General features: G+C 53.2%; 8 protein-coding genes. All 8 read right to left on the bottom strand.

What is annotated here, in order from left to right:
* Positions 1-438: 438 nt before the first annotated feature.
* The 8 genes from KTQ90_RS07085 to KTQ90_RS07050 all read right to left on the bottom strand — a co-directional run bounded on the left by KTQ90_RS07085 (position 439) and on the right by KTQ90_RS07050 (position 11634).
* Positions 439-4110 carry a glycoside hydrolase family 2 TIM barrel-domain containing protein gene (locus tag KTQ90_RS07085; protein WP_217317754.1) on the bottom strand — a complete coding sequence of 1224 codons (3672 nt, stop codon included), beginning with the start codon at positions 4108-4110 and terminating at the stop codon, positions 439-441.
* A gap of 51 nt (positions 4111-4161) precedes the next feature.
* Positions 4162-4821: a hypothetical protein gene (locus KTQ90_RS07080; RefSeq protein ID WP_217317753.1), complete on the bottom strand. Its 660-nt coding sequence runs from the start codon at positions 4819-4821 to the stop codon at positions 4162-4164.
* A gap of 171 nt (positions 4822-4992) precedes the next feature.
* Positions 4993-6105, bottom strand: coding sequence for an efflux RND transporter periplasmic adaptor subunit (locus KTQ90_RS07075; RefSeq protein WP_217317752.1), 1113 nt, complete (start codon positions 6103-6105; stop codon positions 4993-4995).
* Between the two features lie 13 nt (positions 6106-6118).
* Complete coding sequence (locus KTQ90_RS07070) at positions 6119-7363, bottom strand: ABC transporter permease (protein WP_217317756.1); 1245 nt, start codon at positions 7361-7363, stop codon at positions 6119-6121.
* 125 nt (positions 7364-7488) lie between these two features.
* Positions 7489-8751 carry an ABC transporter permease gene (locus KTQ90_RS07065; protein ID WP_217317751.1) on the bottom strand — a complete coding sequence of 421 codons (1263 nt, stop codon included), beginning with the start codon at positions 8749-8751 and terminating at the stop codon, positions 7489-7491.
* 6 nt (positions 8752-8757) lie between these two features.
* Complete coding sequence (locus tag KTQ90_RS07060; RefSeq protein ID WP_217317750.1) at positions 8758-9477, bottom strand: ABC transporter ATP-binding protein; 720 nt, start codon at positions 9475-9477, stop codon at positions 8758-8760.
* 116 nt (positions 9478-9593) lie between these two features.
* Positions 9594-10457 carry a BsaWI family type II restriction enzyme gene (locus KTQ90_RS07055; protein WP_217317749.1) on the bottom strand — a complete coding sequence of 288 codons (864 nt, stop codon included), beginning with the start codon at positions 10455-10457 and terminating at the stop codon, positions 9594-9596.
* On the bottom strand, positions 10447-11634 hold the full coding sequence (locus KTQ90_RS07050; RefSeq protein WP_217317748.1) for a DNA cytosine methyltransferase: 1188 nt from the start codon (positions 11632-11634) through the stop codon (positions 10447-10449). Before KTQ90_RS07050 ends, KTQ90_RS07055 begins: the two co-directional genes overlap by 11 nt.
* Positions 11635-11740 lie beyond the last annotated feature (106 nt).

Below are 11740 nucleotides of genomic sequence, written 5' to 3'. Positions count from 1 at the left end.
AAACCTAATAACTAAAAACCTAAATCTATTACTACTAACCTAAACAATCTATTAACCTTTTGACAATGCAAAGGTACGTACAATTCTGAAGATGACAAATGTTTTTAATGTAAATGTCACGAAACTTGCGGTTTTATTGATATATGTCAAATATTATGTGCTCGAACACATCAAAAAATTGTTTTTCATTCGGTTTGTTATGGTTTTGAAGTGTAAGTTTTAGGGCTGTTTTTGTTTGAAATCGTAAATGGAAGGATAGTAGCGGAGGTCTCCGGCCTCCGCCGCACCAGGTCTAACGCAGCTTTCTGCGGAGACTTCCGCCGCACTATGTCTTATGTTAGCAACAACGCTGCCTGCTGCGGAGGCCGGAGACCTCCGCTACAAAAAAAGGCTACGACAAGAATGCCGTAGCCTCCTAAGGGTTATTTGTCTGAATGTTTATTTGCCAGGTGTGAAGCGCAGGGTATAAGAGTAGTTGCCTCGTGACGGCACCTCGTACTGCGAGAGGCAGCCGTCGCCGCCGCAAGAGTTGTTGCCCAGACCGCGCTGTGCGTAGTCGAAGTGGGCGTATATCTGCGGATCGCGTGTGAGGTCGTACCAGTGGAGCTGCGAGTTCCACATCGAGTCGCCCCATGTACACCAGCGTGTCTCGTCGTAGTGGCCGAGCGAGAAGGCTGCCTGACCATCTGCCTCGATGTTCAGCGAGAGCGGCTGACCGGGCACGCTGTTATTGCGCAGCGTGAGCGAGCGCATATCCTGGTGGTCGCCGTATGTCTGCGGGTGGAGCATCTCGTCTACCATGTCGTCGACGGTGGTCTGATAGCGTCCGATCATAGAGCCGGTCTTGCGGTCGGCGTAGTTAGACCACGGACCGCGTGCGTAGTATTCTACGTCCTCGAAGCCTGCGGCGAACTGCATGCCGAGACCCATGCGTGCGAGCGAAGCGCTCGGCGAGAATGTCACCTTCATGTCTACCACTCCGTCGGGATAGAACGTATAGTCGATGGTGTACTGGCAGGCGTTGGCTCTGCCCTTAACAGACATCGTCGCGTTGTCGCCGCTCTTGGCGAGTGCGCCCGTCACGCTGACGCTGGCAGAGTTGCTGAACGTCGGGCGGAAGTTGCGGTCGTTGTCCACCTTGCGGTAGCTGTTGAAGTCGGGACCCTCGGCGATGAGCGCCTTGCCGTTGTATGTCCATGTCTGCATCTTGCCGTTGTTGAAGCTGATGGCGAACTCGCCGTCGGCTGTCTTGCCCTTCACGGTCTGACCCTCTACGGTGAGTGCCGAGCAGCTATTCATGTCGGCGTTGTGAGCGGCGAGAGCCGGGCGCTTGCCAATCTCGAACTGCTGTTCTGCCACGGCGAAGCCCTCTTCAGCCCACATCGTAGCCTCCTTCAGGCGCAGCGATACGTTGAGCAGATACTCGGCGTCGTCGCCTACGGTTGTGGTGTACGGTATAGCAACCTTAGCCTCCTTGCCGGCAGCTATGGCAGGCATGTCAGCCGTGCCCTCCTCAACGACGCGTCCGTCGCGCAGCACCTGGTAGACGAGGTCGTACATCTCAAGGTCGACGAACGAGTTCTTGTTCTTCAGCGTGAGCTTGCCGTCGTAGAAGTCTGTGAACGCAGCGTTCTGGTATACGCGCTTCACCTCTGTGAGCTTGCCCGTCCATGCACGGTCGGGCGTGATGAGTCCGTTGTTCACGAAGTTGCCCTGGAAGCCTACGCCCACGCCGCCGGTAGAGTTGTAGTCGTAGCCCGAAACCCAGTAGTTGAAGCCGTTCTCGCTCTTGCGTTCGCCCTTCACGAGTCGTGCAGGGTCGTAGAAACTCTGGTCAACCCAGTCCCAGATGCAGCCGCCGAGGATGCCGTTGCTTGCCTCGATAACGTCCCAGTACTCCTGCAGGTTGCCCACAGCCTGACCCATTGCGTGTGCATACTCGCAGATGAAGTAAGGCTTGCCTGCATATCCGTTGCTGCTGCCGCTCACGTTGCTCACGGTAGGATACATCGAAGAGCCGAGGTCAGAGTAGCTCATGTTGCCCTCGTAGTGGATGAGGCGGTCGTCGAGCTGGCGAATCTTGCTGACGCTCGAAGCGAAGTTGCTTGCGCCGCCCGACTCGTTGCCGAGCGACCAGAAGATGACGCTCGGGTGGTTGCGGTCGCGCATCACCATGCGCACCTCGCGGTCGTCGATGGCTGTACGCCATGTAGAGTTAGAGGCGAGGTTCTGGTTGAAGTGGCACTCCACGTTCGCCTCGTCCATGGTGTACAGACCGTAAGCGTCGAACATGGCGTACATCTTCGGCTGGCGCGGATAGTGGCTGGTGCGCACGGTGTTCACGTTCGCCTGCTTCATCATCTCCACGTCGCGCAGCATGGTCTCCATGTCGATGGCACGTCCGTATTCGGGGTGAGCGTCCTGAGTGTTCACACCCTTGAAGAACACGCGCTTGCCGTTGATGTACACGAGGTTGCCCTTCTGCTCAATGTTGCGGAAACCGTATTTCGTAGAGAACACCATCTCGTCGGCGCCCTCGGCAGTCTGCTGCTTAACGACAACGCTGTAGAGATACGGGTCTTCGGCGCTCCATGCGTGCAGACCGCTGAGCTGGCTGATAGTAGCGTCGACGGTCTTGGTGTCAGTGCCGCTGTATTCGGCTGTAGCCGAGCCAACGGTCTTGCCCTCATGGTCGAGCAGTTCTACAGAGAACTTCTTCGCAGCCTCTACACCGTCGCGGTTGTCCACCTTCAGCGCCACCTTCAGTGTGCCGCTCGTAGCGTCCTTGCTGAGGTTGGGCGCTGTGATATAATGGTCGGCAACGAACACCTTCGGCGTAGCCACGAGATAGACGTCGCGGTGAATGCCCGAGAGGTGCCACATGTCCTGACCTTCGAGATAAGAGCCGTCGCACCAGCGGTAGACGCGCACCGAAAGCTGGTTGTCGCCCACCTTGGCGAAGTCGGTGATGTCGAACTCGGCGTCGGTGTTAGAGTCCTGCGAGTAGCCTACGTACTTGCCGTTCACCCATACCACGGCAGCGCTGTACACGCCGTCGAAGTGGACGAAAAGACGCTTGCCGTTCCACGATTCGGGCACGCTGAACGAGCGGCGGTAGAAGCCTATTGCGTTGTGATCCTCCACACCGTAGTAGGTGTAGCCCACGTTGGCGTTCGGTGGATTGTTCTGGAACGGGTAGCCCACGTTGGTGTATACCGGTTTGCCGTAGCCTGCCATCTCCCAAGAGAGCGGCACGCGGATGTTGTCCCATGCCGAGTCGTCGTAGTCGGCAGCGAAGAACTCGCTTTCGCCAGGACCGTTCTGTGTTCCGGGCACGAACTTGAACTTCCACTCGCCGTTGAGCAGCTGTGTCTCGGCGTTCTGCGGAGTGAGCCACGGCTCGTTGAACGCAGCGTCGCTCTTCATAGCCTCCTCAGAAGCGTAGGGTATGAACGTAGCGTGAGCATCCTCCTTATAGTCGCCCACTTTCTGCTGGTTCTGAATCCACGAAGCGTCGAACTTGCGCTCGGTGGGGTTTGTAGTGCCACCGCCGCCGGTAGATCCGCCTTCCACGTCTTCGAGCGAAATCTCCTTGTACGTAGCCCAAGAGCGTGTGTTACCCTGCGTGCTTCCGTAGAGGATAGACGACATCGCGAGGATGTTGCTCACCGTAGAAGCGTCGCAACGCAGCACGCCGTTAATGTACAGACCGTCCGACTTCAGCTCGATGGTGGTCTCGCCCGAGATGTTCGAGATGTCCTCGCGGTGAGTCTGACTCGGGTTGAAGCAGTTGATCTGCAGGGTGCTGCTGCTCTTTGTGTAGAAAAGATGGATGACGTTGACGCCGCCCCATCCGTTTGCGCCCTGAAGGTCGTCGCCGATAGAGAGCACGTTCTCGTTCGCTTTCGAGTTGTCGCAGGTGCTGAGGTCGAGCACAGCCTTGAAGCTCTGCTTCTGGAAGTTTATCGCCGTCTCGTACTTGAACGACGCGCCGTTAGGCGTATAGTTGGTGAGTAGCGACTGGCGTGCCTGTACCGAAAGCGTGCCGCCGGCGAGGAGGCACACAAGAGAAAGCAAGAGCACGAGACGCTGTTTGATATTTGCTATCATAATGTTTTTAGGTTTGTTGTAATATCTACTATATATATAATGTGTGACAGCTTACTTCTTCAGCAGCGTTTTCTTGCCGTTCACGATGTATATGCCCTCCTGCAATCCGTCGGTGTTGCTGTCTGTGCGCACCTGCTGACCGCCGATGTTGTGCACGCCCTTGGCATGAGTCTGCTTCTGTTCGGTCTCTACGCCGTCGGTCTTCACGCCTTCGATGGCAGTCTCGGGCGTATTGGCGTCTACGAGTAGCCACTGTGCAGCCTCAAACTCCTTGCCCGGCATCTGTGGCATAGCGGCGATGCGGTTGTAGACTGAGTTCTGGTAGAGATACATCGAAGCACTTGCCTCTGTGTTGCGGCTCGAGATGGCGTATTCTTCGGTAGAACCCTCCACCGGCTCAATGCGCCACTCGCTGAACGTGCCGCCCTTTGCAGACGGCGTGCCCCAAAGTTCGGCTCCCCACGCTGTGTCGCCCGACATGATGCGGTAGAATCCCGGAGTGGTTGCGCTCTCGATCTGTTCGAGCGTCACCTTCACCTTCTCGCCACCAAGCACAAGACGTCCGTCTTCGGTGCCGAGAAACTGTTTCTTGCCGACATTGTAGAGACAGTAGGTGCCTCCGCTTTTCGGCGTTTCGCCCTTGTAGTCTTCGGCTGCTACGGCTGTACAAGTGCCGAGCAGCGCAAGGGCTGTAAAGAATAATTTGTTCATATTGGTTTGTTATTAGTATGTATTAGTATGTATTAGTATATTCGTTTTTTATATACTCTCTAACAATTTGTGCATTAAATTGCGTTCTGTAGTACGTAAGAGGTCTTAGGTTGTACGGTTAACTGCCGCCGATTGCGGCAAGCTAACCGTGATATAATCTGTAGTTGTTGCTTATTTGTTGTCGGCAACCATCTTTTTCGGTCCGCGCACGCGTTCGTTCTGTTTCACTCCGCTGCGAATCTCGATGTTGATGCCGTCCGAAATGCCGGTCTGCACCTTGCGTCGCTCGTATGTCTGCTTGTCGCCTTCGCCCTTTATCACGTAGACGTATGTGTCGTTGCCCTCAAACTCTATGGCGCTCTCTGGCACAGCCAGCACGTTCTTCGCTTCAGCCAGCACTATCTCTGCGTTGGCGCTGTAGCCCGAGCGTATGTTCGTAGACGAGGACGGCAGATTCACGGCTGCCTTTATCTCAAACTGGTTGGCGCCGTTCTGCTCCGTAGCTTTCGGCGAGATGTACTCTAAGCGGGCGTCGAACTTCAGATCCTGCAGCGCGCCGATCGTAATCTTCATGTTCATTCCGGCGGAGAGACGACCCACCTCAGTCTCGTCGATATTGCCGCGGAAGATGAGGTCGTTCATGTTTGCGACGGTAGCTATTGTGGTTCCGTCGTTGAAGGTGTTGGCAAGAATGACGGAGTTGCCCACCTTCACCGGTATGTCGAGTATCAGACCCGTGATTGTGGAGCGTATGAGCGTAGACGAAGCCGAAGCGTTCGACTTCGAAACGCCGTCGCGCACTACCTCCAGGTTGTCCTGCGCTGCGTCCACCTCCTCGCGAGCCTGGCGCAGAGCCTGCGCTATCTTGTCGTATTCGTCGGCAGCGACGAGTCCTTTGTCGAAAAGAGCCTTCTCGCGGTCGTAGTCGGTTTGCGCCTGCTTGCGGTTTATCTCGGCAAGACGCAGACGCGACTGGGCTGCGCTGAGCGAACCCATGTCCGGAATCACCTTGACCTTTGCAATCACCTCGCCCTGCTGAACCGTTTCGCCTGCCTCTTTGAGTATCTCGGTGATGATGCCCGAGATTTGCGGCTTCACGTTCACCTCGTTGCGCGGCTCAATCTTGCCGGTGACGACGGTGGTCTTGCGGATGTTCATACGCTGCAGTGTGAACTCGTCGTAGACCTCTGGTTGAGGCTGCGACTTGATGTAGAGAAACACGAATGTTCCGATGAAGATCACGGCAACAAGTGCCATGAGGATGTATTTGATGTACTTTTTCATAAGCTGGGTTGTTTTACTCGTCGCGCATGGCGTCTACGGGTTTGATTCTCATGGCTCTCATGGCAGGCGCGAGTCCGGCGAGCACGCCGAGCAGTGAGAGCATGGCTACGGCGCCCACGGCTGTCCAGAAGCTAATCTGAAAGTGAGCCTTGACGATGCCGTCCGTTGTGTTAGCCATTTCGAGCGCCTGCAGGATAAGCACAACGAAGAGTATGCCGCTCATGCCGGCAATGGCTGTGAGGAGTATGCTTTCGGAGATGATTTGCGAGAGAATGCTTCGCGGTGTGGCGCCTATTGCACGGCGTATGCCAATCTCTGTTGTGCGTTCGCGCACGGTCACCATCATGATGTTCGACACGCCGATGGCTCCGGCGAGCAGCGTGCCTATGCCTACGAGCCAGATGAGTATGTTGACGCCGCGGAACATGCTGTCGACCATCGAGAACATCATCTCGGTGTTGAATATCATCACGCCCTTATCGTCCTTCGGACTCACGTCGTGCGCCTGCGCTATCACGCTGCGTATGCGGTCGGTGATGTCGCTCATCTTCACGCCGGGCTTTCCGGTCATGCAGAGCAGGTCGATGTTGTGTCCGCGGTTGTACACCTGCTGCACGAGCGTGATGGGCAGCACTACGGCTTGTTCGTCGCTGCCGTTGATGTTCATGTTGCCGTCGCTATAGTTGACACCCACCACATTATAATATATGGAGTCGATGCGAATGAGCTGACCGCACGGGTCGCCTCCGCCGGTGAAGAGCGACTTGTACACTTGCTTGCCGATGACGCAGACCTTGCGTCCCTGACTGATGTCCATCTCGTTTATGTATCGTCCGTAGAACATCTTCGGCGTAGTGACCTCCTGCATGTCTGGCATCACGCCCTTCACGGTGCATGAGGCGTGTTTGTCGCCGTGCGTTGCGCCCGCTCCCCATCGCGTGATGGTAGGCGTAACGACGTCGAGCTCTGGCACGTGCGCCTTGAGTCGCTTCACGTCGTCGTAGTTCATCACCCACTGTCGTCCTTTGCGGAATCCGTGGTAGGGTATGGTTGTCTGCTGCGCCCATACGACGGCAGAGTTTGTGGCGAATCCGTCGAGGTTCTTGTTGATAAGCTCCTTGAGTCCGTCGCCTCCGCCGATGAGTCCGACGAGCATGAACACGCCCCAAAACACGCCGAATCCGGTTAGGAAGGTGCGCGATTTGTTGCGGGATAGCGTGTCGAGTATTTCACGCAAGCGGTCGGTGTCGAATCGTATCATTGTTTTCTTAAGCTTTTAATTAAGGCGGCGTTTAAGCCGAACTAAGCCTTCTTAGGCCTTTTTAAGCCGAGGGGACTAAGGCTAACTAAGCCATCCCCGACGGGGAGGGTTGGGAGGGGCTCCTACTCAGCCCTCAGCGCCTCAATCGGTCTGATTCGGGCTGCCTTGCGAGCGGGTATTAGTCCGGCGAGCGTGCCGGCGACTATCATCAGTAGTGTGGCTTTTATGCAGGTGTCGAAGCCCACGGTGGGGTTAGTGAACATCTGTATGGCGAAGAGTCCGTTGTCGATGGTTTCCTTTCCGATAGTGGCGTCCATATACTGGTTGGCGGCGATGCCGAGCAGCATGCCTATGTAGCCGAAGAAAGTAGTGATGGCGACGCTCTCGATGATGATGAGGCGCAGGATAGACCACGGCTTGGCGCCGATAGCCTTGCGTATGCCGAACTCGTGAGTGCGTTCGCGCACGGTGATGAGCATGATGTTCGACACGCCCACGATGCCCGAGATGAGCGTCAGTATGCCTATCACCCAGAGCGCCGTGCTCAGCAGTCCGTTGGCGGTATTCATGCTGAGCGCCTGCGTGAATCGGTTCCATATCCATACGGCGTTTTCGTCGTCGGGCGCGGCGCGGTGCTGTCGGTTTATCCTCGCACGATAGTTGGATTCGAACGCCGCGTTCTCAGCCTCCGAGTTGAGATTGCTGAACGAGAAGACGATGTCGCCCGTCTTGTCGCCCTTGCTGTATATGGCGCGGAACGTCGTGAACGGTATGAAGGCGTCGTTGCCCATGCTGTTCTTCTGACTCTCGTAGATGCCCACGACGCGGAAGGCGAGCGTCGTTGTGCGTATCAGCTGCCCGTTGAGTGCGAGCGGCGACTGTGGCAGCAGTTCCTTCGCCATGTCCGAGGATATGACTATCGACTTGCGGCGGTCCTTAAGGTCGAGCTGGTTGATGAAGCGTCCGCAGACCATCGTGCGCTTGTTGATGTAGATGTCGTTCGGGTATACGCCGCTCAGCTTTATGCCCGTGGTGTAGTTGCTGCCGTTGACGAGCGTCTCGCCCTGCTGCGACAGTTCTGCGCCCACGGTCTCCACGTTGTTGTTGAAGCCCTCCTTGGTGATGCTCATGTCCTTGTCGTTCAGCTCCACGGCGCGCCCTTCGCCCAGACCGTCGTACGCCTTCGACGTCTCGCCTCCGTACACCACCATTGATGTGGCGAGGAATCGGTTCGAGTTGCCCATCATAGCGTTGATCAGACCGTTGCCCGCACCGAGCAGCACGATGAGGATGAAGATGCCCCACGCTACGGAGAAGCCCGTGAGCGCCGTGCGCAGCCGGTTGTGCTTGATGGTGGTGAGTATTTCGATGAATATGTCGCGCATGTGCCTTTACTTCATTATGCCGTTGATGCCGAACGGACGCGCCGTATGGTCGAGGTTCTCCTCGATGCGGCCTATTACGCCGTCCTTTATGTGTACAATCTTGTTGGTCTCGTTAGCCACGCCGCTCTCGTGCGTCACGACGATGGTGGTCACGCCCTCCTCGGCGTTCAGCCTTTTCAGCAGTTCCATTACCTCCACCGACGTCTTCGAGTCGAGTGCGCCCGTAGGTTCGTCGGCGAGAATTATCTGCGGCTTCGTGATGAGCGCCCGCGCTATAGCCACGCGCTGCTTCTGTCCGCCCGACATCTCGTTGGGGTAGTGGTCTGCCCACTGCGCCAGTCCGAGTCGGTCGAGATACTCCATCGCCAGCTTGTGGCGCATGCGTCGTGCCACGCCCTGATAGTAGAGCGGCAGCTCCACGTTCTCCACCGCCGTCTTGAACGCTATGAGGTTGAACGACTGAAAGATGAAACCTATCATGCGGTTGCGATACTCTGCAGCGCGCGTCTCCGAGAGGTTCTTGATGAGCGTGCCGCCGAGCAGGTATTCGCCCGAGTCGTAGTTGTCGAGAATGCCGAGAATATTGAGCAGAGTAGACTTGCCCGAGCCCGACGCGCCCATGATAGAAACGAACTCGCCCTCGGCAATGTCGAGCGTGATTCCCTTCAGCACATGCAGCGGCTGCGCACCCTGGTAAGTCTTGTTAATATCTTTCAGATGTATCATATATATATAATATGTAGCAAAGTAACAAAAATATCCGCAAAAAGGCAATATTTCGTGTGCCTTTTTACGGATATTTAATAGTAATGGAACTGCAGAAAAAACGTAATTCCTAATTCTTAAACCGTTCTCCATTCAGGATTAAACCATTGACGTTGTTCCTTCCATTGCTTTGCTGCTTGAATTGCGTGAGACTTGAAAAGTTCAAAATCAACAGCTATCGGGTATATACGATCAGCAGATTCTTTCTCAGAGAATACATACATACCATGCCAGCCATTTGTAGGAAACTCTTTGGAACCACCATTGACCATCGCCTTGAACTTGGGCAGTTTGAGGAAATCACCATCCAACACAAATGCAATGCTCCAGAAGTATGACTGCATGGCGTGAAGTGAAGGCTCTCTGTCGCGTGTAACGCGATCACGGATACTGGTCTTGCATTGAACACAGCCGAAGCATTTTTTCTTGTCTCCGATGGTAACAATGCAATACAAATCAAAAATGTTGCCTTTTATCTGGTCTTTCAGCCAACTGATATCACGGGGCTCATTGTCTAATTCTCCGGCTTTTATCAAAGTGTTCAAATCCCGTTGAAGTATAATGCTAACATCGGTGCCTTCAAGAGTAAGTGAGGCAAGTTCTTTAATCATTTCCTCAAACGCATGACCACTTGATTTCTTCCAACTTTCATCAGCACTTATGACCTTCTGGATAGTATCCAAGTCTTTAATGCCTGACTTTTTATAGAGATGAACTCGGTAAAGCGCACTCCATAATTCTGAAACTGAAGGGTTTTCTATTTCATTGAGACCTTTCATTACGGAAACGCGTATTGCAGACTTTTGGGATTCTTTTGCCCATTCGTCTTGCTTCTTTTCGAAGCTTGCTTTGCCCTTATATGCCTTTTGAAGTTGCTTGTAGCAACGGTTATATTCTTTCTGATAAGTAGATAGGCAGTATTTATAATAGTCAAATTCCATATTTGTTAAGTTTGAAGAGTTCTTTAATCTGAAGCCCCCAAGCGTATGCAAGCAATGGAGGAACAGCATCCCCAATTTGTTCATACTTGTCTTGTACTGTCCTATCAATATGAGGAACAATGTAAGGACCTCCAACAAAGTTATATGAATCGGGGAAAGATTGTAACCGTGCACATTCTCGGACTGTCAGACATCTGTTGTGTATTGGGTGGACAAATTCATCTAAACAATGACTGGTCACTGTTGGGGCTGCTTCGTTTTCTTTTAGTCGCAAATTTCGCTTTATAAACATTTTCTTTGGAAGAATTCGCTGTTTCTGAAGCTTTTCTCGTTCTTCTCCTTGGTAGCGATCGAATAATGTCTTGAGACTTTCGCCTGGACCCAATAGAGCAAAACGTTTTAAGGTATATTCTCTATGTTTCATGGGCATGTGATTTGATATACGTTCACCGCCCATGCCTTCTCTTTTCCAGAACTTATCATCTCGCATTAGTGCGTAGTATGCATTGTCTACATTAACGTATTCCGTACCTTCAATACCTGAATTGGGTATTACGTTTGGAAGTCCCGCAAGTGCATCGCCAACCGTTGTTGGTTTGCACATCTGATTTGGTTCTGAAAGCCACCAATCATCGAACCGAGTTGCCAAAATAAAGAATCGGTTGCGTTTTTGAGGTACTCCAAATTTTGTTGCATCTAACACAACCTGAATCATATTGCCATAGCCGGCATCTTCTAACTCCTTGCGCAGAATCTCAACGATTAATGTGGGAGAATCCTTATGTGCTTTTTTTGATGTAATAGCAGGAACATTCTCAAAAAGAATCATCTTTGCATTAGTCATTTTTGCAATGCGTATTCCTTCACGGAACAAGAATTGACGGTCGTCATAGAACGATCGTGAAGTGTTTCCTGCTGTAGAAAAGGTTTCACAAGGCATGCCGGAAGTTACTAAGTCAACGCCATCCTCAGGAATATATGGCAATACTTGGTCTTCTGTCACATCCCTAATATCAGAGTGTATGACATGAACCTCCGGATGGTTGGCTGAATAAGTCTCACAACAGCTTTTAATATACTCAATAGCTACAAGCGTATTGAAGCCTGCTGCATGAAGACCAGTACATATTCCTCCGGGCCCAGCAAAACAATCTATATGTGTGAACTGTCTATTCATATTCTATATTGTCCTCCAAAGTAAATCAGAAACGTCAATATCAAGAACTTTTTCAGCATTTCTTACGATTCCCAAATTCTGTTGTAGCGTATTTATGCACTGTTTA

It is taken from the genome of Leyella stercorea, from assembly GCF_019052365.1.
In the GTDB taxonomy this organism is placed as follows: domain Bacteria; phylum Bacteroidota; class Bacteroidia; order Bacteroidales; family Bacteroidaceae; genus Prevotella.
The sequence above is the reverse complement of the archived record's forward strand: the minus strand, read 5'-3'. Positions and strand labels throughout refer to the sequence as shown.

Excerpts from the sequence above, each read along its gene's own strand:
- KTQ90_RS07075 (WP_217317752.1), bottom strand. The coding sequence starts at position 6,105 with ATGAAAAAGTACATCAAATACATCCTCATGGCACTTGTTGCCGTGATC.
- KTQ90_RS07080 (WP_217317753.1), bottom strand. The coding sequence starts at position 4,821 with ATGAACAAATTATTCTTTACAGCCCTTGCGCTGCTCGGCACTTGTACA.
- KTQ90_RS07060 (WP_217317750.1), bottom strand. The coding sequence starts at position 9,477 with ATGATACATCTGAAAGATATTAACAAGACTTACCAGGGTGCGCAGCCG.
- KTQ90_RS07050 (WP_217317748.1), bottom strand. The coding sequence starts at position 11,634 with ATGAATAGACAGTTCACACATATAGATTGTTTTGCTGGGCCCGGAGGA.
- KTQ90_RS07085 (WP_217317754.1), bottom strand. The coding sequence starts at position 4,110 with ATGATAGCAAATATCAAACAGCGTCTCGTGCTCTTGCTTTCTCTTGTG.
- KTQ90_RS07065 (WP_217317751.1), bottom strand. The coding sequence starts at position 8,751 with ATGCGCGACATATTCATCGAAATACTCACCACCATCAAGCACAACCGG.
- KTQ90_RS07055 (WP_217317749.1), bottom strand. The coding sequence starts at position 10,457 with ATGGAATTTGACTATTATAAATACTGCCTATCTACTTATCAGAAAGAA.